Below are 24,073 nucleotides of genomic sequence, written 5' to 3'. Positions count from 1 at the left end.
AAAACCATGATTAAGATTACTTTCCCAGATGGCGCTGTTCGTGAATTCGAATCTGGCGTTACAACTTTTGAAATTGCCCAATCCATCAGCAATTCCCTAGCAAAAAAAGCCTTGGCTGGTAAATTCAACGGCAAACTCATCGACACTACTCGTGCTATCACTGAAGATGGAAGCATCGAAATCGTGACGTCTGATCACGAAGATGCTCTGCCAATCTTGCGCCACTCAGCTGCTCACTTGTTTGCCCAAGCAGCTCGTCGCCTCTTCCCAGACATTCACTTAGGTGTTGGTCCAGCTATCGAAGATGGTTTCTACTACGATACCGACAATATTGCTGGCCAAATCTCCAACGAAGACCTGCCTCGTATCGAAGAAGAAATGAAAAAAATCGTTAAAGAAAACTTCCCATCAATCCGTGAAGAAGTGACTAAGGACGAGGCCCGTGAAATCTTCAAGAACGACCCTTACAAATTGGAATTGATTGAAGAACACTCAGAAGACGAAGGCGGTTTGACTATCTACCGTCAGGGCGAATACGTGGACCTCTGCCGTGGTCCTCACGTCCCATCAACAGGTCGTATCCAAATTTTCCACCTGCTCAACGTAGCTGGTGCCTACTGGCGTGGAAATAGCGACAACGCGATGATGCAACGAATCTACGGTACAGCTTGGTTTGACAAGAAAGACTTGAAGAACTACCTTCAAATGCGTGAAGAAGCCAAGGAACGTGACCACCGTAAACTCGGTAAAGAACTTGACCTCTTCATGATTTCACAAGAAGTCGGACAAGGTTTACCATTCTGGTTACCAAACGGAGCCACTATCCGTCGTGAATTGGAACGCTACATTGTCGACAAGGAAATCGCTGCAGGCTACCAACATGTTTACACTCCACCAATTGCCTCAGTGGAACTCTATAAAACTTCTGGTCACTGGGATCACTACCGTGAAGATATGTTCCCAACTATGGACATGGGAGACGGTGAAGAGTTTGTCCTCCGCCCAATGAACTGTCCTCACCATATCGAAGTTTATAAACACCATGTACACTCATACCGTGAATTACCAATCCGTATCGCTGAGATTGGCATGATGCACCGATATGAAAAATCTGGCGCCCTTACAGGTCTTCAACGTGTACGTGAAATGTCCCTCAATGATGGTCATACTTTTGTAGCTCCAGAACAAATTGAGGAAGAATTCAAGAAAATTCTTCAATTGATTATCGACGTGTATGAAGACTTTAATTTGACAGATTACCGTTTCCGCTTGTCTTATCGTGACCCAGAAGATAAACACAAATACTTTGACAACGATGAGATGTGGGAAAATGCACAACGCATGTTGAAAGCAGCTATGGATGATATGGAACTGGATTACTTTGAAGCTGAAGGTGAAGCAGCCTTCTACGGACCAAAATTGGATATCCAGGTTAAAACTGCCCTCGGTAAAGAAGAAACCCTTTCTACTATCCAGCTTGACTTCTTGCTTCCAGAACGCTTCGACCTCAAATATATTGGAGCTGACGGTGAAGAACACCGTCCAGTTATGATCCACCGTGGGGTTATCTCAACCATGGAACGCTTCACAGCTATCTTGATTGAGAACTACAAGGGTGCCTTCCCAACATGGCTTGCCCCACACCAAGTGACCCTCATCCCCGTTTCTAACGAAAAACATGTGGACTACGCATGGGAAGTAGCTAAAAAACTCCGTGACCGTGGTGTCCGTGCAGATGTAGATGAGCGCAATGAAAAAATGCAATTCAAGATTCGTGCTTCACAAACAAGCAAAATTCCTTACCAATTAATCGTTGGAGACAAAGAAATGGAAGACGGAACAGTCAATGTTCGTCGCTATGGCCAAAAAGAAACACAAACTGTCCCAGTAGATGAGTTTGCAGCAGCAATCCTTGCTGATATCGCCAACAAATCACGCGTTGAGAAATAAAACAATCACAGTCTGAGAAACATTTTTCAGAGCCAGAAAAAGCAACAACTATTTCAGCTGTTGCTTTTTATATTTTATTTAATCTGAGCTAGTAGTGATTGGTCAAACCACAACACAAGATTTGCTTTCATGAGTTAGATAAGGTCAATATCCTCATTCCTTGTCTGCCTCATTTTCTTTTACAATATCTTTTTGTGAATCTTTTTCAGAGAGTTTTTGATCGATATACTTGTTGATGGTTTCATAAAATTCCTTGGTCGTATCACTGTCTAATTTTGTCGAATTATGAACTTGATTGACTTTCAATTGAACAGATTGAATACCGTAAGAGGCTTGTTTTTGGTGGAGCGCTTCTAATTCTTCGTCTGAAATCGGATCTCCAACAACCGTCAAGACCAATTCATTGTTCCTTGACTTGTAGACTTGATTAATGACCGTGTGATTGGCGAACTCTTTTCCTACAAACTGTTTGATTCCTTCTTTTCGCGCTTGATCTATCGTCAGAGTGACTGCTGAATAGCTGGCTGGAAGAACCAATAATACAATCAAGGATATCAACCCAATTCTCATTTTAATATTTAGCTCTTTAAATGAACTTAAGGGAGATTTTCTCATCAAAATTCTTGTTCCAACAATGTTGGCTAGCATGATAAAGACACAGTTGATCAAGAAAAGATAGAGAGCCCCAAATAAAAATCGTACATTTCCATTAGCTAAACCATAGCCTGCAGTACAGATAGGTGGCATCAAAGCTGTTGCGATGGCTACTCCTGGCACGATATTGTTTGCTTCTTTTTTCCTTGACCCAATTACACCTGCTATCCCACCAGCAATAGCAATGAGAACATCCCAAATGGTTGGAGAGGTTCGTGCAATCAGTTCGCTACTTGCATAAGATAAGGGAGAAATCCAGAAATACAGAGTCGAGACAAGCAAGCTGACCAATACTTGAGTAAATAAAACCTCTAGAGATTGCTTGATTAAACGCGTATCAAAAATAGCTAAACCAAATCCGAGTCCAACAATCGGTGTCATAAGAGGCGAAATCAGCATGGCTCCAATAATGACAGCTGTTGAATTCATATTTAGGCCGATAGAGGCAATAAAAATCGCACACATCAAAATCACTGTATCTCTTAATCGAACATGAAGATCATCATATAATTTCTCACGGTATTCACGTGTTGAATAGTTTCCGGTCATTGGTTACTCCTTTTATTTCATATAATCTTGTTTCTGCATGGATGATGGTAGAGAAACTTCTGTCCAATCTTACATATTTTTAATTCTCACCTGTTATTCTTTTGAAAATTATCCTTTAAATATCCGTCAGTCCATCCTTAACATTATATCAAAAATTTTACAGTCTTTCTCCAAAGAAATCTATCAATTGAACAGATAGAGAAAGTTATCGTCAACCTCATGGTATCATCGACTACTTCAATGACCTTGAGAACTAAACTAAGCATATGATAAGCAAAGGCCAATGGAGAAATGCAAAAATTACAGGAAGGAAGAAAACTGTCAAGATTTGCTTGTTAATGGTTTGCTTAATCTGCTTTTGATCTAGACCTACCTTTTCGTTCGTGGTCTTCATATCCCTCAGAGAGTTGTTTATAATAGATAAAATAATTTACTAGGCTACACGGTTAAAGATAGAAAAGCCCAGTTGTTTTATCCTGGGCTCTTATCTACTCTTCTCACTCAAGGACTAGGTTCACTTGAGCAAACTGAATCCGCACTGTCGTTCCTTTTCCGACCTCAGACTCGATACGAATCTGGTGACCCAGTTCTTCAGAAATTTTCTTAGATAGGTAGAGGCCAAGTCCAGAGGACTGTTGCGTCAAACGGCCATTGTATCCTGAAAAGCCACGTTCAAAGACTCGGAGCACATCACTGTTTTTAATCCCGATTCCCGTATCCTTGATACAGAGCTCCTGACCTTCCATATAAATCTCTAGTCCACCTTTCTTGGTGTATTTGAGGCTGTTTGAGAGGATTTGTTCAATGACGACCAACAGCCACTTCTTATCAGTCACGATGATTTTGTCAAGGTCATGGAGATTGAGCGTCAGTCCTTTTTGGATAAAGAAAAGGGCATACTTGCGAACCACTTCCTTCACTAGATCCTCCACTTGAACCTTTTCAAATACCAAGTCATCGTGGAAGCTTTCCAAACGCAGATACTGCAACACCAGATTGGTATAGGAGTCAATCTTAAATATTTCCTGTTCCAGTTGCTGCTTGACCTCCCGATCAGGCACTTCTGCTACCAAGAGACGGCTCGCTGCAATGGGAGTCTTTATCTGATGAACCCACAAGGTATAGTAATCAAGCAAATCTGTCAGTTTACTTTGGGCTTCTGACTTCCTTTGATACAATTCAGACTCACGCTCTTCGAGTTTTTCCGCTAGCACGCACTCCAAAGGAGACTTTGGGTCTCTTTCAGCATACAGTACTTCCTGCCGGTAAACCTGAGCTTCTGCAGAAATATCCCAAACCAAAAATAAAAGGGTCAAAAAGCTACTGAGGAGGAAAAAATAGAAAAAATAAAATCCTATACTGGCGAATAAAAACTGAAAGAGAAAAACAAGAAAGCCCAATGAAAAAATATAGACGAAAAGACGACTGCGAGAACGCAGATAGGCCAGAAAAAATAGTTTCCAATCAAGCATGTTTCAGTCCGTACCCTATTCCCTTCTTGGTTTCGATAAATCCTGCCAAGCCTTGCTCTTCCAACTTTTTACGCAAACGAGCAACATTGACAGACAGGGTATTATCATCGATGAAAAAGTCACTATTCCAGAGTTCCCGCATCAGGTCATCACGCGCCACGATATTACCCGCATGTTCAAACAAAATCCGCAAAATCTGAAATTCATTCTTAGTCAAACTCAGGACTTCCCCCTGATAGTGCAGGTCCATAGACTTGGTATTGAGGATCACACCCGCATACTCCAGCAGACTTTCATCTCGGCCAAACTCATAAGAACGGCGCAACAATCCCTGAACCTTGGCAAGGAGCACCTGCTGGTCAAAAGGTTTGGTTATAAAATCATCCGCACCCATATTGATCGCCATGACAATATCCATCGCCTGATCTCTCGAAGACAGAAACATGATAGGTACCTGAGAAATCTTACGAATCTCCTGGCACCAGTGGTAACCATTAAAGAGTGGCAGACCAATATCCATGAGGACCAAATGAGGCTCTGACTGAACAAAAAGGCTCAATACTTCCATAAAGTCCTCCACCAAAATAACCTCAAAACCCCATTCTGAGAGCAGTTTCCCCACTTGTTGCCGAATAACTTGGTCATCTTCTACTAGTAAAATCTTGTGCATGCGCTTCTCCTTTGCTCTTATTATAACAGATTTTCCCCATGGATAAAATGCAAACCTGTATTTAAACCAGCTCGCTAGCAATATAGCAAAATCTAGTAAGCCCACTGGCTAATTCTTGGTAAATGTGATAGGATAAACATAGAGAAAGGAGCTTTTATGGCCAATATTTTTGACTACCTCAATGATGTAGCATACGATTCCTTTTATGACCTCCCCGTGAATGAGTTAGATGTTCTTGCCTTGACTGAGTTGACCTATCTTGCTTTCGATGATGTAGTCACTCAAGAACCAAAGCGTCTCATAGATCTAGCACCTCAAATCCCTAGAGACACGACGATGTTGACCAATAAAAACCGTCTCCAGTTGTTGGATCAACTCTCTCAACACAAACGCTTTAAAAATTGCAAGCTCTCAAACTTTATCAATGATATTGATCCTGAATTGCAAAAACAGTTTGCGGCTATGACTTATCGTATCAGTCTCGATACCTATTTGCTTGTTTTTCGCGGGACGGATGACAGCATCATTGGTTGGAAAGAAGATTTCCATATGACCTATATGAAGGAAATCCCTGCTCAAAAACATGCCCTCCAGTATTTAGAGGACTTTTTTGCCCAACATCCCAATCAAAAGATCATCCTAGCAGGGCATTCAAAAGGGGGCAATCTAGCTGTCTATGCTGCCAGTCAACTTGATCCAAACTTGCAGAAAAACATTGTCGCTGTCTACACTTTTGATGCCCCTGGGCTTCACAAGGAACTAACCGAAACACCTGGCTATCAAAACATGATGGAAAGAACGAAAGTATTTATCCCACAAGGGTCTATCATCGGGATGATGCTGGAAATTCCGGATAAAAAAATCGTCGTTCGAAGCACCGCCTTAGGTGGCCTTGCCCAGCACGACACCTTTAGTTGGCAGATTGAAGACAAACACTTTGTCCAACTAGACGAGACCAATAGTGATAGTCAGCAAGTCGATACAACCTTCAAGGAATGGGTTGAAACAGTTCCTGACGAAGAACTGCAGCTCTACTTTGACCTCTTTTTTGGAATCATTCTCGATGCGGGCATCTCCTCTATCAACGATCTTTCTTCCTTCAATGCCATTGAACACATTCATCAACTCTTTGTACAAGCTCAATCCCTCACTCCCGAAGAAAGAGAAACCATGGGGCGCTTAACCCAACTCTTGATTGACACCCGCTATCAAGCTTGGAAAAATCGTCAAAGCACGAAAAAGACTTTTTGATACCCTAAGTATCCTCTTCTATGCTATACTTAATTTAGTACATTCTTTGAGATTGGAGCCAGTATGAAAATCCATAAAACCGTGAATCCCGTTGCCTATGAAAACACTTATTACCTGGAAGGGGATCAACACCTAATTGTGGTTGACCCAGGTAGCCATTGGGAATCTATTCGCAAGACTATTGAGAAAATCAACAAACCAGTCTGCGCGATTCTCCTGACCCATACCCACTACGACCATATTATGAGTCTGGACTTAGTTCGCGAGACTTTTGGAAATCCTCCAGTTTATGTAGCAGAGAGTGAAGCTAGCTGGCTTTATACACCTGTAGATAATCTCTCTGGTCTCCCTCGTCACGACGATATGGCAGATGTGGTCGCAAAACCAGCAGAACACACCTTTGCCTTTCATGAAGAATACCAGCTTAAGGAATTTCGTTTTACAGTTCTACCAACCCCAGGGCACTCTATCGGCGGCGTTTCTATCATCTTTCCTGATGCTCATCTAGTCTTGACCGGAGATGCTCTATTCCGAGAAACCATCGGACGGACAGACCTTCCTACAGGTAGTACGGAACAACTTCTCCATAGCATTCAGACGCAACTCTTCACTCTTCCTAACTACGATGTCTATCCCGGGCATGGTCCAGCTACGACTATCGCTCACGAAAAGACCTTTAATCCCTTTTTCTAGCAAGCAAAAAACCAAGGATAATTTCCTTGGTTTTTGTGTAGCTTCTATTTCTATGTCAATATTTGCTCAGAAGAATCAATATTGACTAGAAAAGCAATTCAAAACTAATTAGCCGGATTCAATTCTTTCCAACCAATGTTAGACAAATCAAGCTTTTCAGAAGAAATATCTAAAACTTGCTCTGCTTTTTCGTTGCCACCGATTTGAATAGTTGCTTCTTTAATCTTCTGCACTCCGTTTTTATCGAACGAATATAGAGACAGGTTCATTTCTGGACGAGTTGACTGCCAGTCTGCATAAGAGACTTGACCGTTTTCATAAATATCAAATCCTGAGCGAAAACCACCTGCAGAAGCTATATATGCTGTGTGAAGTAAGCTAGGTTTTTGATTTTCCAAATAATAAATGGCTGAAACAAATTTTTCATCGCCAATAAGCAACTCGTCTTGACCATCCTTATTCAAATCAACAATTACGTATTTCCAATCGGGTACATTTTGATAATCCATTCGAGAGAAAACCAGGCCATATTCTTCTGAAGTAATCTTATCTTGTTTACTTTCCTTGTATAAATCTTCTCTATTACCTTGTTTTAAAAGGTCTGTAAAGTGTTTATAGCGTTCAATCACTTCTTTATATAAATCTTGTCTGGTTTCTTTCTTATTTTCAGTAGTCGATTGCGATTCCTTGGTTGACGAGTCACTAGTATTTTCAGCCTTTGCTTCTGTTGATACACTAGTCTTATCGTCTTTGGAGACAGATGATAGTGCAGATGAAGGTTCTGTATTGTTCCTATTTTTATTGAGACCACAAGATGCTAAAACTGAAATCGAAAGAATAGCTGAAAGCGTCATTAAAAATTTCTTCATGTTAACCTCGATAGCATTGAATTTTCAGATGGATAAACTTCAAAAATGAATCATTAATCCCAAGATGATACTTGATTAAGGACTTACTTTACCAAATAATCACACGGTCCTCTGGTGAGCGCCACATACCATCGCCTTCTTTGACATCGTAAGTTGTAAAGAAGTCATCGAAGTTTGGTACTTGAACGTTGACACGGAGTTTAGCAGGCGCGTGCACGTCGACACTGGCCATGAGTTTCATCAACTCAGGACGGCCTTTCATACGCCAGATACGAGCAAAGTTGTGGAAGAATTCTTCAGCTGAGAAGTCTGGTTCTCTCTTAGCAGCTTCAAGGGCTGCAGCAATTCCTCCCAAGTCAGCAACGTTTTCAGACACGGTTAGTTTCCCGTTGATTCTTGCACCGTAAGATTCTTGCCCATCAAACTGGTCGATAACTTTTTGTGTTTTTTCTTTGAAAGCAGTATAGTCACTCTCTGTCCACCAATCCTTGAGGCTACCATTTTCATCAAAAGAAGCACCATTTGTGTCAAAGGCATGAGAAATCTCGTGGGCAATAACAGCACCAATCCCACCGTAGTTGGCAGAAGACGACTGATGCAAGTCATAGAATGGAGCCTGTAAAATGGCAGCTGGGAAGACAATCAAGTTCTTCTGAGGATTGTAGTAGGCATTGACCATGTGAGCAGGCATGCCCCACTCCTTGTAGTCAACCGGTTGGTTCCACTTGCTCCAGCTGTGCTTGATTTCCACACGCGCAAAGGCTAGGGCATTCTCAAAGAGACTGGCAGTTTCATCCACTACTTTGTCCTTGTAGCGAGCTGGTAGCTCTTCTGGATAACCAATATAAGGTTTGATGACATTGAGTTTGACAATAGCCTTGTCACGCGTTTCAGGTGTGAGCCAGTCGTTCTTAGCCAAGCGTTCCTTATAAACATCAATCATAGTCGCTACTTTTTTCTCTACGTCTGCCTTAGCTTCTGGAGAGAATTTTTCATGCGCGTACCAGAGACCAAGGGCTTGCTTGAAAGGACCTTGAGCCAAGTGATAAGCTGCCTTGACCTTGTCCTGAGCTTCTGGAACACCTGAAAGAGCACGACCATAAGCACCTGACAAGACACGAATCTCGTCTGTGAGATAGCTTGTTGAGAGATTGACAACGCCCAAAATCAAGGTTGCTTTAAGTAGAGGCCACGCTTCTTCGCTATAGAATTGGTCTGCTGCTTGCCAGAAACGTTCCTCGTCTACGATAACCTTATCTGGAGTTTGTCCAATCACTGCTTGGAAGAAATCATCCAGAGGTAGGGCAGGGGCAAATTTCTTGAAATCTTCAAAGGCATATGGATGGTAAAGTTTGGCATATTCTGAACTTTCTTCGTTAGAAAGAACCACCGCTGCGATACGACGGTCCAATTCCAATCTCTTCTCTAGTAAGTCTGCGATTTCCTCATCTGAAAAATCATAGGCTTTGAGAAGATTCGTGGTACTTTCCTTCCAAAGAGTCAAGAGTTCCTCACGCTGAGGATGGTCTTCAGCGTAGTAGGTTGTATCTGGCAAGATTGTTCCTGGTGCACTTGCCCAGAGAACATTTGTTCTGGCATCCATAAAGTCTGGTGAAACACCAAATGGAAGGAAGTTTGGTTTACCAGCTAGTTCGAACTCTGCTAGTTTGCTGGTGAAATCTGCAAAGCTCTCCAAATTTTGGTATTCCTTGAGTAGAGGAAGGACGGGCTTAATCCCATCTGCTTCTCTCTTGTCAAAATCACGTACCATACGATGGTACTTAACAAAGTTGGCTAGGATAGCATCTTCTGGGACATCCTCACCTGCCAACCACTTGTCCGTAGTCGCCAGCATCAACTCTTCAATTTCCTCGTCAAGGTCAATAAAACCACCTGTTCGTGATTTATCAGCTGGAATGACAGCTGTTTTTTCCCATTCGCCATTAATAGCGTCATAAAAATCGTCTTGATAACGTGTCATCTTGTTCTCGCTTTCATATTTTCACTTATTCCTAGCTTAGCAAAAAAATCTAGGGAATGCAATTAAAAATAAATTTCTTGTATCTTTCATTTTATTGTTGTTTTATTAAATTTTTTAAAAATTAACTTGACTTAATTTTTTTTTTAATGTATATTAAATACGGGAGGGAGGAATTTGTTATGATACGTATTGAACACCTCAGCGTCTCCTACAAAGAAACGCTGGCACTAAAGGATATCTCACTAGTGCTCCACGGACCAACTATTACCGGAATTATTGGTCCAAATGGTGCTGGAAAATCAACTTTATTAAAAGGTATGTTAGGAATTATCCCACATGAAGGTCAGGCCTTTCTCGACGACAAAGAAGTCAAGAAATCTTTAAATCGAGTTGCCTATGTCGAGCAAAAAATCCATATCGACTACAATTTCCCTATCAAGGTCAAGGAATGTGTCTCTCTGGGACTCTATCCATCCATCCCGCTCTTCCACACTTTAAAGGCCAGCCACTGGAAAAAAGTGGCAGAAGCACTTGAAATCGTTGGACTCTCAGACTATGCTGATCGCCAAATCAGCCAGCTCTCAGGAGGACAATTCCAACGTGTTTTGATTGCCCGCTGCCTAGTGCAGGAAGCTGACTACATCTTTCTAGATGAGCCTTTTGTCGGGATTGACTCGATCAGTGAAGAGATTATCATGAATACGCTGAGAGACCTAAAAAAATCTGGTAAAACAGTTCTCATCGTCCATCATGACCTCAGCAAAGTCCCCCATTATTTCGACCAAGTTTTGCTTCTCAATCGAGAATTAATAGACCTTGGTCCGACCGAAGAAACCTTTACCGAGGTCAATCTCAAAAAGGCCTACGGTAGCAAACTCTTTTTCAATGGAGGTGACCTATGATAGCAGAATTTATCAATGGATTGCAAAATTTCCATTTCCTACAAAACGCCTTGATAACAGCTATTGTCATCGGAGTTGTTGCTGGAGCTGTGGGATGTTTTATCATCCTACGTGGGATGTCTCTCATGGGGGATGCCATCTCTCACGCAGTTTTGCCCGGCGTAGCCCTTTCCTTTATCCTGGGAATTGATTTCTTTATTGGAGCGATCATCTTTGGCTTGATGGCTTCCATCATCATTACCTACATCAAGGGAAACTCTATTATCAAGAGTGACACTGCCATTGGTATTACCTTTTCATCTTTCTTAGCCTTAGGTGTCATCTTGATTAGTGTTGCCAAGAGTTCGACAGACCTCTTTCATATCCTTTTTGGGAATATCCTCGCTGTCCAAGATACGGACATGTGGATTACCATTGGTGTGGGCGCAGTCATTCTCTTGATTATCGGGATTTTCTTTAAACAACTATTGATTACATCCTTTGACGAGCTTCTGGCTAAGGCCATGGGAATGCCCGTTAATTTCTACCACTATCTGCTCATGGTGCTCTTGACCCTTGTGTCTGTCACCGCAATGCAAAGTGTTGGAACCATTCTTATCGTGGCCATGCTAATCACTCCAGCCGCGACGGCTTACCTTTATGCTAATAGCCTAAAGAGTATGATTTTCCTTTCATCAACCCTAGGGGCAACCGCTTCTGTTGTGGGACTCTTTATCGGCTATAGTTTCAATCTCGCAGCAGGATCGAGCATCGTGCTCACATCCGCCAGCTTCTTTCTAATCAGTTTCTTTATCTCTCCTAAGCAACGATACTTGAAACTGAAAAACAAAAAAATCATTAAATAACGGGGAAACCCTTCTGGAGGAATCTAATGAAAAAATTAGGTACATTGCTTGTACTCTTTCTTTCCGTCATTGCTCTTGTAGCATGTGCTAGCGGAAAAAAAGATACGGCTTCTGGTCAAAAACTAAAAGTTGTTGCTACAAACTCAATCATCGCTGATATTACCAAAAATATCGCTGGTGACAAGATTGATCTTCACAGTATCGTTCCTGTTGGTCAAGACCCGCACGAATACGAACCACTTCCTGAAGACGTTAAGAAAACCTCTCAAGCTGACTTGATTTTCTATAACGGTATCAACCTTGAAACAGGTGGCAATGCTTGGTTTACCAAATTGGTCGAAAATGCTAAGAAAACTGAAAACAAAGACTACTTTGCAGTTAGCGAAGGTGTTGATGTTATCTACCTTGAGGGCCAAAACGAGAAAGGCAAAGAAGACCCACACGCTTGGCTCAACCTTGAAAATGGGATGATTTATGCTAAAAATATCGCTAAACAGTTGATTGCAAAAGATCCTAGCAACAAGGAATTCTACGAAAAAAATCTCAAAGACTATACTGAAAAACTAGACAAACTGGACAAGGAAGCCAAAGAGAAATTTAACAATATCCCTGCTGAGAAGAAACTCATCGTAACCAGCGAAGGATGCTTCAAATACTTCTCTAAAGCCTACGGTGTCCCAAGTGCCTACATCTGGGAAATCAACACAGAAGAAGAAGGAACACCGGAACAAATCAAGACCTTGGTTGAAAAACTTCGCCAAACAAAGGTTCCATCACTCTTTGTTGAATCAAGTGTCGATGACCGTCCAATGAAGACTGTTTCACAAGACACAAATATCCCAATCTACGCACAAATCTTTACTGACTCAATCGCTGAAGAAGGTAAAGAAGGCGACAGCTACTACAACATGATGAAATACAACCTTGATAAGATTGCTGAAGGATTAGCAAAATAATACTCTTCGAAAATCAAATTCAAACCGTGTCAGCTTAGCCTTGCCGTACTCCAGTACAGCCTGCGGCTAGCTTCCTAGTTTGCTCTTTGATTTTCATTGAGTATAAGCCTCTGAAAAACGTCGTTCTCACGGGAATTGGCGTTTTTTTATCTTTCATTTTTCAGTCAAATCATTGGAAAAATCTGACAATTCTCGGTAAAATGAAAGAAAAAAAGAATGGAGTAGTTTCATGACCACTTTTCTCGGAAATCCTGTAACCTTTACAGGTAAACAACTGCAAGTTGGAGACAAGGCACTTGACTTTTCTCTTACAACAACCGATCTCTCTAAAAAAACGCTAGCTGACTTTGATGGAAAGAAAAAAGTCTTGAGTGTTGTCCCTTCTATCGATACTGGTGTCTGCTCAACGCAAACACGTCGATTCAACCAAGAACTTGCCAACCTTGACAACACCGTCGTTCTTACTGTTTCTATGGACCTACCATTTGCCCAAGGACGCTGGTGTGGGGCTGAAGGCCTTGACAATGCCATCATGCTTTCAGACTACTTTGACCATTCTTTCGGTCGTGACTATGCCCTCTTGATCAACGAATGGCATCTCCTTGCGCGTGCTGTCTTTGTTCTCGACACTGATAATGTCATCCGTTACGTAGAATACGTTGATAACATCAACACAGAACCAGACTTTGAAGCTGCTATTGCTGCAGTGAAAGAACTGGACTAAAATCAAAGCCATTAGGGCAGAAGGCTAGAGAAATCTAGCTTTTTTTGATATACTAGATGGAGAGAAAAGACAAGAGGAAACGAATGACGCCAAATAAAGAAGATTACCTAAAATGTATTTATGAAATCGGTACGGACATGCAGAAAATCACCAACAAAGAAATTGCTGCCCGTATGCAGGTCTCTCCGCCTGCTGTAACAGAGATGATCAAACGCATGAAAAGTGAAAATCTCATCCTCAAGGATAAGGAGAACGGCTATCTATTGACAGATATTGGCCTCAAACTGGTCTCAGAACTCTATCGTAAACACCGTTTGATTGAAGTCTTTCTAGTTCACCATCTAGACTATACTAGCGATCAAATCCACGAAGAAGCTGAGGTCCTAGAGCACACTGTATCCGATCTCTTCGTAGAGAGACTGGATAAACTACTGAGATTCCCTAAAACCTGCCCCCACGGTGGAACCATACCTGCCGAGGGAGAACTCTTGGTTGAAATCAATAACCTACCACTAGCAGCCGTCCAGGAAGCTGGAATCTATCTCCTGACTCGCGTTCATGATAGCTTTGAGCTACTCAAGTATCTAGAAAAGCACGCAATTCATATCGGTGACCAACTCCAAGTCAAGCAGTTTGATAGCTTTTCCAATAGCTTTACTCTGGTCAACAAAGACGAAGACCTCCAAGTTAGTATGGATATCGCCAAACAACTCTATGTCGAAAAAATCGACTAATTTCTCAAGTACCCCAACCACCCCTGAAAATTTTATTTTCAGGGTTTTATTTCTATCATTTGATTTTACTTTCATTTAGTTGTAGAATATTTGTTAAAAAAAAGAAAGATAGTTTAACATATGAAAAAATTACTAAAAATTTTTGCGACATCCAAATGGTTTGACCTTTTCGGGGTTGCTTTGGTCGTTGGGATTGCGATTGCATCTGGTTACCTCAACTCACGTCTCGACAAATTTGTAGACTGGGGACCATGGACTGCACTTGTTCCCTTTGGATTGATTTCCGTAACCAACGTTGGGATTTCCATGTTGTCCACTCGTTTCACGGGAAAATTAAGCAAATGGGGAAATTACTTTGGCATTGTCAATACGATTTTATCTGGTACCATTGATTATATCCTTGGAAATAAGGCGGCCATTATCACCTATCCTGTTACCTTTCTCATCTATACCTTTGCTATTAAGAAATGGGAAGCTTCGCAAGAAGGTAGACCCAACCAAATGAGCCAAAAACAGGTAAAATTGGCAGCCATCATCATTTCAATCATCGCCTTCCTCTTTGCCTTTGTGACCAACTATATCGGCTATGGAGGAAAGATGAATCTCCTTGCCTACGTGACAACTATTGCCTTTGCACTGTCCCTCATTGCCAATGCTTTAAACGCATTGAAACTGACAACTCAGTGGGGATTTTGGTTGATTTACAATTTTGTGCAGCTGACAAAGGCTGGCATTCAAGGCAACTTCGCTAATATCGGTAAATACATCTTTTATATCCTCAATGCAATCGGAGCTTTATTTGTCTGGAATGACAAAGAAGATAGATAACAGAAGGAGACTCAAATAAAGAAAGAAAGACGACTTAATAGAATCTTCCTTCTACTATTTATTATCATTTTATACTCTTCGAAAATCTCTTCAAACCACGTCAGCTTCGCCTTGCCGTAGATATATGTAACTGACTTCGTCAGTCTTATCTACAACCTCAAAGCAGTGCTTTGAGCAACCTGTGGCTAGCTTCCTAGTTTGCTTTTTGATTTTCATTGAGTATTAGTTGTAACTCTCATTCGTTTAGTGTAGAATGAAGCTAGATAAAAGAGGGAGGTTTTCCTATGAAAAAGCTCTTTAGAATCCATTTTGCAGCCATTGCACTCTGCGATTTGCTGCTATTTACATTTTTTACCACTAGACCCAAGGCATCTTTGGACTGGCTCCTGCTCTCTGGTTTTATTTTCCTCCTCGCTCAGGGACTACTGTTGTCTCGCTTGGTCTTCCGACTCAAACATCACTTCGCTGAGATTTATCCTCAGATTAACAAAAAGATTCGCTTCTACTATTTAGGGGTTTTCACCATTGATTTTCTATTATTTGTCCTTTTAACCTTCTCTAGTTTTCAGCGATTTTCCTCTCTTATGCCAATCGTCACTTCTTGCCATTCTACTTTTTATTATATGACAGCTAACTACCTAAGAGAAAACTATCTAGACTTTTACGATAAACACATTTCTTCATGGGATTGTCTCTAAACAAAAACCAAGCCGACTGGGCTTGGTTTTCCTATCTATTTTTTGTATCAAGGATAATGGTGACTGGTCCGTCATTGACCAGCTCCACCTGCATATCCGCTCCAAAGATACCTGTCTGAACGGGCACTTCTTGAGCTAATTTTTGATTGAAAGCATCATAGAAGGCAGCTGCCATATCAGGCTTAGCTGCGCCTGTAAAAGCTGGACGATTGCCTTTCTTGGTATCCGCAAAGAGGGTAAACTGAGAAATCGAAAGGATTTCCCCCCAATATCCTTGACAGACAGATTCATCTTGCCTTCTGCATCTGAAAAAATCCGCATGTTGACAAGCTTTCGGACAGCATAGTCCAGATCTTCCTCTTGGTCCTCTGGTCCAACTCCAACCAGCAATAAGAGCCCCTGATTGACTTTTCCTTGAACCTGACCTTCGATACTCACTTGGGCTTTTTTAACCCGTTGGATAATGATTTTCATAAGCGCCTTTCTATTCAATTATCCGTTGGTCCGTTTGACAGAGTAGACCTCTGGCACACTTTTAATCTTATCCACGACTGTCGTTAGAGTTGAGAGGTTGGAAATACCAAATGACACATGGATATTGGCAAATTTCATATCCTTGGTTGGTTGGGCGTTAACGGTTGAGATATTCTTAGTTGTGTTGGAGAGAACTTGTAAAACATCGTTCAAAAGCCCTGTACGGTTGAGACCATAGATATCGATGTGGGCGGTGTATTCCTTGCTTGAGAATTGATCTTCCCATTCCACATCAAGGAGACGTTGCTCGTAGTTTTCTTGGGCGCGAAGGTTCATACAGTCCACACGGTGAATAGCTACACCACGACCTTTGGTAATGTAGCCGACAATATCGTCACCAGGCACGGGATTACAACACTTAGCAATCCGAACCAAGAGACCTGAGGCTCCCTCAATAATGACACCGCCCTCATGCTTAACCTTGAGCTTCTCCTTATTCTCAACCTTAACTTCGCCACCTTTGACAAGCTCTTCTGCTTCCGCCTTGGCCTTGGCACGTTCTTCCTCACGGCGTTCCTTTTCTGTCAAACGGTTAAAGACGGTAATCGCACCGATTTCTCCAAAACCAATAGCAGCATAGAGAGCTTCCTCTGTCTTGTAGCTGGTCTTTTGAAGTACCTCGTCCATGTGACGCTTGTCCATGAATTTATTGGCCATATAACCGTTTTCTTGGAACTGGGCCATCAACATTTCACGGCCCTTGTTTACAGATAATTCCTTGTCTTGATTTTTAAAGAACTGGCGAATCTTGTTGCGCGCCTTGCTGGTCTTGACCATGTTGAGCCAGTCACGACTCGGTCCAAAGGAGTTGGGGTTGGTGATAATTTCAACCTGATCCCCTGTCTTAAGCTTGGTTGTCAGCGGAACCATACGGCCATTGACCTTGGCACCGGTCGCTTTTTCACCGACTTTGGTATGAATTTCATAGGCAAAGTCAATCGGTCCTGAATCTTTTGGAAGGGAGCGGACCGCACCATCTGGAGTAAAGACGTAAATCTCCTCCGCCAGATAGTTTTCTTTAACAGAGTCCACAAATTCCTTGGCATCATCAGCCTGGTCTTGGAGCTCCATCATCTCCTTGATCCAGTTCATCCCAATAGCAGATTCCTTGCTGTTGACCTGCCCTTTAATGCCTTTCTTATAGGCCCAGTGAGCTGCTACCCCGTACTCAGCCACTTCGTGCATTTCCTTGGTCCGAATCTGGAATTCAATCGGCCCTTTTGGTCCATAAACGGTCGTATGGATAGACTGGTATCCATTGGCCTTACGATTAGCGATATAGTCTTTGAAGCGGCCTGGCATGGGTTTCCAAAGTTCATGCACATAACCCAGCATGGCATAGACATCACTCTGGGTATCTAAGATACAGCGAATGGCAATCAGGTCATAAATCTCCTCAAAGCGTTTCTTCTTATCCTGCATCTTGCGATAGATAGAATAGATATGCTTAGGACGACCATAGATTTTCCCTTTGAGATTGCGTTCGGTAGCATAGTCCTCCAACTTGGTTACGACTTCATCGACCAAAGCCTCACGTTCTCTGCGTTTCTCCTTCATCATGTGAGTAATCTTGTAAAACTCAGTTGGATTGAGGTAACGGAAAGATAAATCTTCCAACTCCCACTTGACACTGGAAATCCCTAGACGATGAGCTAGTGGTGCGTAAATTTCCATGGTTTCTCTGGAGATACGTTCTTGCTTGTCCTTTCGCAGGTGTTTGAGAGTCCGCATATTGTGCAAACGGTCCGATAGTTTGACCAAAATAACACGGATATCTTCAGACATGGCCATGAGCATCTTGCGGTGATTTTCAGCCAATTGTTCCTCGAGTGATTTGTACTCAACCTTACCAAGCTTGGTCACTCCATCAACGATAATCCGAACATCATGACCAAACTCACGCTCCAAATCATCCAGTGTCGCATCTGTGTCCTCAACTACATCATGCAAAAAACCACAGGCAACAGTTACGGCATCCAGTTTGAGCTTAGCCAGAATTCCTGCCACTTGGATAGGATGGATAATATAGGGCTCACCTGATTTTCGGTATTGACCACTATGACAATCAACTGCGTAAATCAATGCTTTTTGTACAAAAGCAACGTCTTCCTTTGTTAAATATTCTCTCGTTAAAGCGACTACCTGATCGCCCGTCAAATTCACTTCTTTCGGCATCTATACTCTCCAATTCTTCCTACCATTTTATCACTTTTTTAAGAATATTAAAACTAGAAAAGCCTGTTTTCATGCCAATACCAATCATTAAAAAAACACTGCAAGATTTCTCTAGCAGTGTTTTGACATTTCATTTGTTTAGTAGACTGTTTTTTCAGTTTCTACATCGAAGAAGTGTGCTTTGTTCAAGTCAAATCCAAGTTCAACTGTTGCACCTGTTTGCAAGTAGTCACGAGCATCCACTTTGGCAACAAATTCGTCTTTACCAACTTGGCAGTAAAGGTGAGATTCTGAACCAAGCAATTCTGATACAGAGATAGTTGCTTTGACAACTGATTCTGGGAATGTTTCAAGGAAAGCAGGTTCTGCATTCACATCTTCTGGACGAATACCGAAGATCAACTCTTTTCCTTCGTAGCCTTTGTCACGAAGAACTTTCAAAGCTCCTTCTGGAACTTTCAAACGGAAACCGTCAGAAACAATTTCGCTACCAACCAATTTCACATTGATGAAGTTCATAGCTGGGCTTCCGATGAATCCTGCAACAAATTTGTTAACTGGATTTTTATAAACTTCTTGAGGAGTACCGATTTGTTCAATACGTCCGATAGTACCTGTACCAGCTGGGTTCTTAGTTGCTGACATGATAACGATACGGTCTGCAAGTGTCATCGCTTCTGTTTGGTCGTGAGTTACGTAGATAGTTGTAGCTCCGATACGACGGTGAATCTTCGCAATTTCAGCACGCATTGATACACGGAGTTTGGCATCCAAGTTTGACAAAGGTTCGTCCATCAAGAACACTTTTGCATCACGGACGATGGCACGACCCATGGCAACACGTTGACGTTGACCACCAGAAAGGTCAGCAGGTTTACGATCCAAGAACTCTTTCAAGCCAAGGATTGCTGCAGCTTCTTGCACACGTTTGTCGATGTCTTCTTTGCTGTATTTACGCAATTTCAAACCGAAAGCCATGTTGTCATATACAGTCATGTGTGGGTAAAGAGCGTAGTTTTGGAATACCATGGCGATGTCACGGTCTTTTGGAGCTACGTCGTTGACAACCACGCCATCGATAGATGCAGTACCTTCTGTAATGTCTTCAAGACCAGCAATCATACGAAGAGTTGTAGACTTACCACATCCTGAAGGACCTACGAAAACGATAAATTCCTTGTCTTTGATGTCCAAGTTGAAGTCTTCAACTGAGTAGTGTTCGCTGTTTGGATATTTTTTGTAAATGTTTTTAAGATTTAATTCTACCATGGAAGGTGAACTCCTTTTATTTTTGATAGTTTTATTATAAATGAAAACGCTTTACATTTCTATGGCAAGGTGACCAAAAAAATAAAAAAGTTCTGTGCAACTTGCACAAAACTTTAAAGAAGATCTGGTAAAATCAACTGATAACAAAGAGTGAGATCCGTCAACTCCTTCAACTGAAGTCCTGTCAATTCTTCCCATCTATCAATCTTGTATTGGAGAGAGTTGCGGTGCAGATAGAGTTGCTGGGCCGTTTTAGTTAGGACGGCACTGTTTTCCCAGAGAGAAAGGATAATTTCCTGAATCTGGTCCTGGTCCAAAATCATCTGGTGCAGGCAGTCTTTAATGACTCTCAGGTCCACAATCCTTTCTCCCATACTCCAAAGATAGAGCTGTGAAAAGGTATGTACACCTTGATGCCCCTGACGCCACCAAATCTTAAACAAATCTCGCTCCACTTTGATCAAGTCTGATAGGGCTTGAGAGCCTGTCTGAGGCCAAACCTGGCCTAACATGATCGACAGACGAAGACCAAAGTCATACTCAACCGCTTCAATCGTATCAGATAAGATTGAGCGAACAGAGGTGTACTTATCTTGTTGAAGCACAAATACATAATCCTGAGCCCCAACTTGTAGCACTGTCTGGCAGTTGGGAAAAAGAGTCTGCATCATGTCTAGCCAAGAGGCTAGATTTTCCTGTTGGAAATAGGAAAGATGACAATAAACCAGCTGAATCTTTTTAAAAGTTTGAGGCGCCTGCCCCTTCCCCTCGATCAGATAGGAATACCAAGGATTGAGCGAACGAGCCTGCTCCTCTTGGGTCAAAAGGGAAATTAACTGCTTTTCACGCTCAGTGAGATTGGTCTCCTCTAGTAAAATCCACTGCTGTGAAGACAGAGGAAGAGTAAGATATCCTGGCTTCTCTATCGGCTGATCTGAAATCTGAGCCTCAGGAAACCAGTCTAGTAATTCTTTTGCAAGCATTTCTACTCCTCCACTTTTTGGATGCACCAAGAGATTAAGGTTTCTAAGCGCTCCACATTTTCTGTCAAATGGAGATAGCCCATGACTGCTTCAAATCCAGTAGACATACGATAAGTCACGACATCAGCATTTTTAGCCTTTGTGTGACTATTGGTATTGCGACCACGTTTGTAGATTTCTTCTTCTTTTTCCGTAAGGACTTGCTCCTCCAACATCAGGGCAATCAGACGAGCCTGAGCCTTGGCTGAGACATACTTGGTCGCCTCTTGGTGAAGTTTATTGGGCTTGGTCATGCCTTTGAGGATGAGGTGGTGGCGAATATACATGGAATAAACCGCATCCCCCTCAAAAGCCAGCGCAATCCCATTAATGAGATTGACATCAATCACGTGTCCACCTCACTCCATCCTTGGTGTCAAGGAGCTTAATTCCTTGAGCAGCCAATTGGTCACGGATTTGGTCTGCTGTTGCAAAGTCACGATTCGCACGCGCCTCTTGACGTTTTTGGATTAAGGCTTCAATTTCTGCATCCAAAACTTCCTCTACAAAGACAATACCAAAGACCTCCAACATATCCGCAAGAGCTTGCTTAACACTTGCATCATAGTTGCCGGAGTTGATCCACTTAGCCATTTCAAAGACAACTGTGATGCCATTGGCAGAGTTGAAATCCTCATCCATAGCGGCAACAAACTTATCTTTAAAAGCCTGTAACTCTTGTGCATCCACAGTTCCTGTAAATGGTTGCTCGTAAGTGTTCTTCAGATATTTGAGATTGGTCTCTGCGTCACGAACTGCTTTTTCCGTAAAGTTGATTGGTTTACGGTAATGCTGAGTCGCAAAGAAGAAACGCAACACTTGACCATCAATTGTCTTAAGGGCATCATGGACTGTGATAAAGTTGCCCAAGGACTTAGACATCTTGACATTGTCAATATTGACAAAGCCGTTGTGCATCCAGTAGTTGGCGAAAGTCTTACCTGTTTTGGCTTCTGACTGGGCAATTTCATTGGTATGATGCGGAAATTCCAGATCAGCTCCACCACCGTGGATATCAATGGTATCGCCCAAAATCTCTGTCGACATGACCGAACACTCGATATGCCAGCCCGGACGACCAGGTCCCCAAGGACTGTCCCAAGAAATCTCGCCTGGTTTGGCAGCTTTCCAAAGGGCAAAGTCTACAGGATTTTCCTTGCGAGCCGTTTCTTCATCGGTACGACCTGAAGCACCTAGCTCCAAATCTTCCAAGGTTTTATTGGCCAATTTAGCATAGTTGTGAGATTTTTCTACACGAAAGTAAACATCCCCTTGACTCTCGTAGGCAAAGCCTTTTTCAATCAAGTCTTCCACAAAACGGATGATGTCCGCCATAAACTCTACTACACGTGGATGGCGAGTCGCAGGTTTCACCCCCAAGGCCGTCACATCCTCACGAAAGGCAGCGATGTACTTATCCGCAACCTCCTGAGGCGTGATGCCTTCTTCCCTGGCACGGTTAATAATCTTATCATCCACATCCGTGAAATTGGAAATATAGGCAACTTCGTAGCCACGGTATTCAAAGTAGCGACGAATGGTGTCAAAAGCCACCGTCGATCGGGCATTCCCCACGTGGATATAGTTGTATACCGTAGGCCCACAAACATACATCTTGACTTTGCCGTCCTCAATCGGGACAAATTCTCGCAAATCACGAGACATAGTGTCATAGATTTTAATCATAAAATAATAGTCAGGAAAGCTAAAATCCAAGAACTGTTAGTTTCATCACTAAGAGTTCAATTGAATTTCAGTCCGAATATCTCTACACTTCGGAATCCCTTGCTCCTTTCTCATTCAGATAAACCACCTGAGTCTGTTTGACAAAGCCAATTTTTTCATACAAACACTTGGCACCTACATTGCTATCTTCCACTGCAATCTGAAATTCCTTATCATTTTGCTCAATCAATTGGTTGACAAGGAATTTTGCTAAGTAGCTTCCATAACCTTTCCCACGTTCAAGTTCTGATATTGCTAAACCGTAGAAGTAATTCGTATTAGTCGATAAATCTACCGTGCAAGTCCCAATAACCTGACCGTCTTTTAATAAAATATATAGGCGACTTTCTGGATCTTTCAGAGCTTCAGCGACATATCTATTCTCAACTTCTCTAGATTCATGTTCCTCTGAAAATGCCTGAAATTTCAACTGACTAATTTGATCCTTATACGAACTATCTGCTAACAAAACTTCAAGATTGGAAACATTTGCTAACGGATAAGGTTTTCTATCCTTACCTAACCAAGTTTCTGTCTCCTCATCCTCGACCAATCCCCAGTTGCTGACAAAATCAGAATGGCGGTCTAGAAAAACACGCTCTGTCTGAAAAGTAACTGAATGAATCGGAAAAGAAGCTGTTTCTCTCTCAAAACTAGTAAACAATGCACGCGCAACCCCCTGACGGCGATGATTTGGATGAACCAGTATCGTCACTTCCACATCTTGGTCATCAGCATAGACAGTTAATAGACCAACAAGTTCGCCTTTTTCATAATAAAGGAAAAAGGCGGGCATGTTTGGGTCAAAATTAAGCATGTTAGAAAGATAGGGATCACGATAGGTACCGTCATAGTTTTGGCAACAGTTAATTAGTTTTTTCGCCTCAGATAACTCCTCTTGGCTTAACTTGTTTCTTGCTTGAATCATATAGGTAACCTCTACAACCCTGACGATCTGTGACTGGCTTCTCTAGCCTGCTCTAGTTTATTGACGTAGTACTCTCGTTTTTCTTCGACTTCGTGGATCGTTGGTTCATCCTTCTGTCCATGAACGCGAACAATCTTAGCTGGAATACCGACAACTGTCACATCACTAGGTACGTCTGCCACGACTACTGCGGCAGCACCGACTTTGGCATTTTCACCGATTTCTACCGGTCCGATGACTTGGGCATGGGCTGATATGAGAGCTCCTTTACGCACAGTCGGATGACGTTTGCCTGTATCCTTTCCCGTACCGCCTAGGGTCACACCGTGATAGAGAAGAACGCCTTTTTCAACAATCGCCGTCTCTCCAATCACCAGACCTGAACCGTGGTCGATGAAGACACCTGAGTCAATCTGGGCACCCGGATGAATCTCGATTTGGGTCCAAAAGCGCCAAAACTGACTGTGCATCCGAGCTAGGAGTTTGAAGCCGTGCTTCCAGAGAAAATGCGAGAGACGATGGGCAGCCAAGGCCTTGACACCTGGATAAGTCAGCAAAACTTCCAAACTGTTGCGTGCCGCTGGATCATTTTCTTTTACAATATCAATGGTTTCGCGCCACCATCCCATACATTTCTCCTTTTC

Annotated in this window: 22 protein-coding genes and 2 pseudogenes; 10 read left to right on the top strand and 14 right to left on the bottom strand. The window is 42.3% G+C overall.

Annotation, left to right across the window (positions count from 1 at the left end; all coding sequences use genetic code 11):
- The first annotated feature begins 6 nt into the window (after positions 1 to 6).
- A complete protein-coding gene (gene thrS / locus STO1_RS02485; protein WP_096421830.1) occupies positions 7 to 1,950 on the top strand; it encodes a threonine--tRNA ligase in 1,944 nt (647 codons plus the stop codon).
- 153 nt (positions 1,951 to 2,103) lie between these two features.
- On the opposite strand, the gene STO1_RS02480 is transcribed toward thrS, so the two are convergent.
- From STO1_RS02480 to STO1_RS02465, 4 genes and pseudogenes are all read right to left on the bottom strand, one after another.
- Positions 2,104 to 3,153: a DUF389 domain-containing protein gene (locus tag STO1_RS02480; protein WP_096421828.1), complete on the bottom strand. Its 1,050-nt coding sequence runs from the start codon at positions 3,151 to 3,153 to the stop codon at positions 2,104 to 2,106.
- A gap of 143 nt (positions 3,154 to 3,296) precedes the next feature.
- Positions 3,297 to 3,575: pseudogene (locus STO1_RS02475) on the bottom strand (ABC transporter permease); the annotation flags it as partial.
- Between the two features lie 75 nt (positions 3,576 to 3,650).
- On the bottom strand, positions 3,651 to 4,625 hold the full coding sequence (locus tag STO1_RS02470) for a HAMP domain-containing histidine kinase (RefSeq protein WP_096421826.1): 975 nt from the start codon (positions 4,623 to 4,625) through the stop codon (positions 3,651 to 3,653).
- Positions 4,618 to 5,295 (bottom strand): response regulator transcription factor, encoded by a 678-nt coding sequence (locus STO1_RS02465; protein WP_009729883.1) that lies wholly within the window; start codon positions 5,293 to 5,295, stop codon positions 4,618 to 4,620. The genes STO1_RS02470 and STO1_RS02465 overlap by 8 nt, the downstream gene beginning before the upstream one ends.
- A gap of 156 nt (positions 5,296 to 5,451) precedes the next feature.
- Here STO1_RS02465 and STO1_RS02460 point away from each other — a divergent pair, with 156 nt between their 5' ends.
- Together STO1_RS02460 and STO1_RS02455 are read left to right on the top strand one after the other, a co-directional pair.
- Positions 5,452 to 6,546, top strand: a complete 1,095-nt coding sequence (locus STO1_RS02460; RefSeq protein ID WP_084939227.1) for a DUF2974 domain-containing protein — start codon at positions 5,452 to 5,454, stop codon at positions 6,544 to 6,546.
- Between the two features lie 63 nt (positions 6,547 to 6,609).
- Positions 6,610 to 7,239, top strand: a complete 630-nt coding sequence (locus tag STO1_RS02455) for an MBL fold metallo-hydrolase (protein WP_096421824.1) — start codon at positions 6,610 to 6,612, stop codon at positions 7,237 to 7,239.
- Positions 7,240 to 7,343: 104 nt separating this feature from the next.
- On the opposite strand, the gene STO1_RS02450 is transcribed toward STO1_RS02455, so the two are convergent.
- Both STO1_RS02450 and STO1_RS02445 read right to left on the bottom strand, forming a co-directional pair.
- On the bottom strand, positions 7,344 to 8,108 hold the full coding sequence (locus STO1_RS02450) for a hypothetical protein (protein ID WP_084939228.1): 765 nt from the start codon (positions 8,106 to 8,108) through the stop codon (positions 7,344 to 7,346).
- An 88-nt stretch (positions 8,109 to 8,196) separates the two neighbouring features.
- Complete coding sequence (locus STO1_RS02445; protein ID WP_096421822.1) at positions 8,197 to 10,089, bottom strand: M13 family metallopeptidase; 1,893 nt, start codon at positions 10,087 to 10,089, stop codon at positions 8,197 to 8,199.
- Positions 10,090 to 10,268: 179 nt separating this feature from the next.
- On the opposite strand from STO1_RS02445, the gene STO1_RS02440 reads away from it, so the two are divergent.
- The 7 genes from STO1_RS02440 (at position 10,269) to STO1_RS02400 (ending at position 15,776) form a co-directional block, all read left to right on the top strand.
- Positions 10,269 to 10,991, top strand: a complete 723-nt coding sequence (locus STO1_RS02440) for a metal ABC transporter ATP-binding protein (RefSeq protein ID WP_000618098.1) — start codon at positions 10,269 to 10,271, stop codon at positions 10,989 to 10,991.
- Entirely contained in the window at positions 10,988 to 11,836 is an 849-nt protein-coding gene (locus STO1_RS02435) for a metal ABC transporter permease (protein ID WP_000559800.1), read from the top strand. Before STO1_RS02440 ends, STO1_RS02435 begins: the two co-directional genes overlap by 4 nt.
- 26 nt (positions 11,837 to 11,862) lie before the next feature.
- Entirely contained in the window at positions 11,863 to 12,792 is a 930-nt protein-coding gene (locus tag STO1_RS02430; protein ID WP_096421820.1) for a metal ABC transporter substrate-binding protein, read from the top strand.
- A gap of 229 nt (positions 12,793 to 13,021) precedes the next feature.
- A complete protein-coding gene (gene tpx, locus STO1_RS02425; RefSeq protein WP_000206541.1) occupies positions 13,022 to 13,516 on the top strand; it encodes a thiol peroxidase in 495 nt (164 codons plus the stop codon).
- 83 nt (positions 13,517 to 13,599) lie between these two features.
- The gene (locus tag STO1_RS02420; protein WP_096421818.1) at positions 13,600 to 14,250 is read left to right on the top strand and encodes a metal-dependent transcriptional regulator; all 651 of its coding nucleotides are present in this window, start codon (positions 13,600 to 13,602) and stop codon (positions 14,248 to 14,250) included.
- Positions 14,251 to 14,370: 120 nt separating this feature from the next.
- Entirely contained in the window at positions 14,371 to 15,078 is a 708-nt protein-coding gene (locus tag STO1_RS02410; RefSeq protein ID WP_172843637.1) for a nicotinamide mononucleotide transporter, read from the top strand.
- A gap of 284 nt (positions 15,079 to 15,362) precedes the next feature.
- Positions 15,363 to 15,776, top strand: coding sequence for a hypothetical protein (locus tag STO1_RS02400; protein WP_096421814.1), 414 nt, complete (start codon positions 15,363 to 15,365; stop codon positions 15,774 to 15,776).
- 31 nt (positions 15,777 to 15,807) lie between these two features.
- On the opposite strand, the pseudogene dtd reads toward STO1_RS02400, so the two are convergent.
- From dtd to cysE, 8 genes and pseudogenes are all read right to left on the bottom strand, one after another.
- A pseudogene (gene dtd, locus STO1_RS02395) lies at positions 15,808 to 16,250 on the bottom strand (D-aminoacyl-tRNA deacylase).
- 18 nt (positions 16,251 to 16,268) lie between these two features.
- The gene (locus STO1_RS02390) at positions 16,269 to 18,485 is read right to left on the bottom strand and encodes a RelA/SpoT family protein (protein WP_096421812.1); all 2,217 of its coding nucleotides are present in this window, start codon (positions 18,483 to 18,485) and stop codon (positions 16,269 to 16,271) included.
- A gap of 138 nt (positions 18,486 to 18,623) precedes the next feature.
- Positions 18,624 to 19,754 carry an ABC transporter ATP-binding protein gene (locus STO1_RS02385; protein WP_096421810.1) on the bottom strand — a complete coding sequence of 377 codons (1,131 nt, stop codon included), beginning with the start codon at positions 19,752 to 19,754 and terminating at the stop codon, positions 18,624 to 18,626.
- 113 nt (positions 19,755 to 19,867) lie between these two features.
- Entirely contained in the window at positions 19,868 to 20,737 is an 870-nt protein-coding gene (locus STO1_RS02380) for a helix-turn-helix domain-containing protein (RefSeq protein WP_096421808.1), read from the bottom strand.
- Positions 20,738 to 20,739: 2 nt separating this feature from the next.
- On the bottom strand, positions 20,740 to 21,126 hold the full coding sequence (locus STO1_RS02375) for a Mini-ribonuclease 3 (protein ID WP_096421806.1): 387 nt from the start codon (positions 21,124 to 21,126) through the stop codon (positions 20,740 to 20,742).
- The gene (cysS, locus tag STO1_RS02370) at positions 21,119 to 22,462 is read right to left on the bottom strand and encodes a cysteine--tRNA ligase (protein WP_096421804.1); all 1,344 of its coding nucleotides are present in this window, start codon (positions 22,460 to 22,462) and stop codon (positions 21,119 to 21,121) included. The genes STO1_RS02375 and cysS overlap by 8 nt, the downstream gene beginning before the upstream one ends.
- Positions 22,463 to 22,544: 82 nt before the next feature.
- Positions 22,545 to 23,429, bottom strand: a complete 885-nt coding sequence (locus STO1_RS02360) for a GNAT family N-acetyltransferase (RefSeq protein ID WP_096421800.1) — start codon at positions 23,427 to 23,429, stop codon at positions 22,545 to 22,547.
- Between the two features lie 11 nt (positions 23,430 to 23,440).
- Entirely contained in the window at positions 23,441 to 24,058 is a 618-nt protein-coding gene (gene cysE, locus STO1_RS02355; RefSeq protein ID WP_061421303.1) for a serine O-acetyltransferase, read from the bottom strand.
- Positions 24,059 to 24,073 lie beyond the last annotated feature (15 nt).

Origin of the sequence: Streptococcus oralis subsp. tigurinus (assembly GCF_002356415.1) — a bacterium.
GTDB classification, from domain to species: domain Bacteria; phylum Bacillota; class Bacilli; order Lactobacillales; family Streptococcaceae; genus Streptococcus; species Streptococcus oralis_F.
Note: the sequence above shows the minus strand (reverse complement) of the source record. Positions and strands in the feature narration are given on the sequence as shown.

Excerpts from the sequence above, each read along its gene's own strand:
- STO1_RS02480 (WP_096421828.1), bottom strand. The coding sequence starts at position 3,153 with ATGACCGGAAACTATTCAACACGTGAATACCGTGAGAAATTATATGAT.
- cysS (WP_096421804.1), bottom strand. The coding sequence starts at position 22,462 with ATGATTAAAATCTATGACACTATGTCTCGTGATTTGCGAGAATTTGTC.
- STO1_RS02440 (WP_000618098.1), top strand. The coding sequence starts at position 10,269 with ATGATACGTATTGAACACCTCAGCGTCTCCTACAAAGAAACGCTGGCA.
- STO1_RS02380 (WP_096421808.1), bottom strand. The coding sequence starts at position 20,737 with ATGCTTGCAAAAGAATTACTAGACTGGTTTCCTGAGGCTCAGATTTCA.
- STO1_RS02465 (WP_009729883.1), bottom strand. The coding sequence starts at position 5,295 with ATGCACAAGATTTTACTAGTAGAAGATGACCAAGTTATTCGGCAACAA.
- STO1_RS02390 (WP_096421812.1), bottom strand. The coding sequence starts at position 18,485 with ATGCCGAAAGAAGTGAATTTGACGGGCGATCAGGTAGTCGCTTTAACG.
- STO1_RS02385 (WP_096421810.1), bottom strand. The coding sequence starts at position 19,754 with ATGGTAGAATTAAATCTTAAAAACATTTACAAAAAATATCCAAACAGC.
- STO1_RS02410 (WP_172843637.1), top strand. The coding sequence starts at position 14,371 with ATGAAAAAATTACTAAAAATTTTTGCGACATCCAAATGGTTTGACCTT.
- STO1_RS02455 (WP_096421824.1), top strand. The coding sequence starts at position 6,610 with ATGAAAATCCATAAAACCGTGAATCCCGTTGCCTATGAAAACACTTAT.
- tpx (WP_000206541.1), top strand. The coding sequence starts at position 13,022 with ATGACCACTTTTCTCGGAAATCCTGTAACCTTTACAGGTAAACAACTG.
- STO1_RS02430 (WP_096421820.1), top strand. The coding sequence starts at position 11,863 with ATGAAAAAATTAGGTACATTGCTTGTACTCTTTCTTTCCGTCATTGCT.
- STO1_RS02470 (WP_096421826.1), bottom strand. The coding sequence starts at position 4,625 with ATGCTTGATTGGAAACTATTTTTTCTGGCCTATCTGCGTTCTCGCAGT.
- STO1_RS02400 (WP_096421814.1), top strand. The coding sequence starts at position 15,363 with ATGAAAAAGCTCTTTAGAATCCATTTTGCAGCCATTGCACTCTGCGAT.
- thrS (WP_096421830.1), top strand. The coding sequence starts at position 7 with ATGATTAAGATTACTTTCCCAGATGGCGCTGTTCGTGAATTCGAATCT.
- STO1_RS02360 (WP_096421800.1), bottom strand. The coding sequence starts at position 23,429 with ATGATTCAAGCAAGAAACAAGTTAAGCCAAGAGGAGTTATCTGAGGCG.
- STO1_RS02450 (WP_084939228.1), bottom strand. The coding sequence starts at position 8,108 with ATGAAGAAATTTTTAATGACGCTTTCAGCTATTCTTTCGATTTCAGTT.
- cysE (WP_061421303.1), bottom strand. The coding sequence starts at position 24,058 with ATGGGATGGTGGCGCGAAACCATTGATATTGTAAAAGAAAATGATCCA.
- STO1_RS02460 (WP_084939227.1), top strand. The coding sequence starts at position 5,452 with ATGGCCAATATTTTTGACTACCTCAATGATGTAGCATACGATTCCTTT.
- STO1_RS02445 (WP_096421822.1), bottom strand. The coding sequence starts at position 10,089 with ATGACACGTTATCAAGACGATTTTTATGACGCTATTAATGGCGAATGG.
- STO1_RS02420 (WP_096421818.1), top strand. The coding sequence starts at position 13,600 with ATGACGCCAAATAAAGAAGATTACCTAAAATGTATTTATGAAATCGGT.
- STO1_RS02435 (WP_000559800.1), top strand. The coding sequence starts at position 10,988 with ATGATAGCAGAATTTATCAATGGATTGCAAAATTTCCATTTCCTACAA.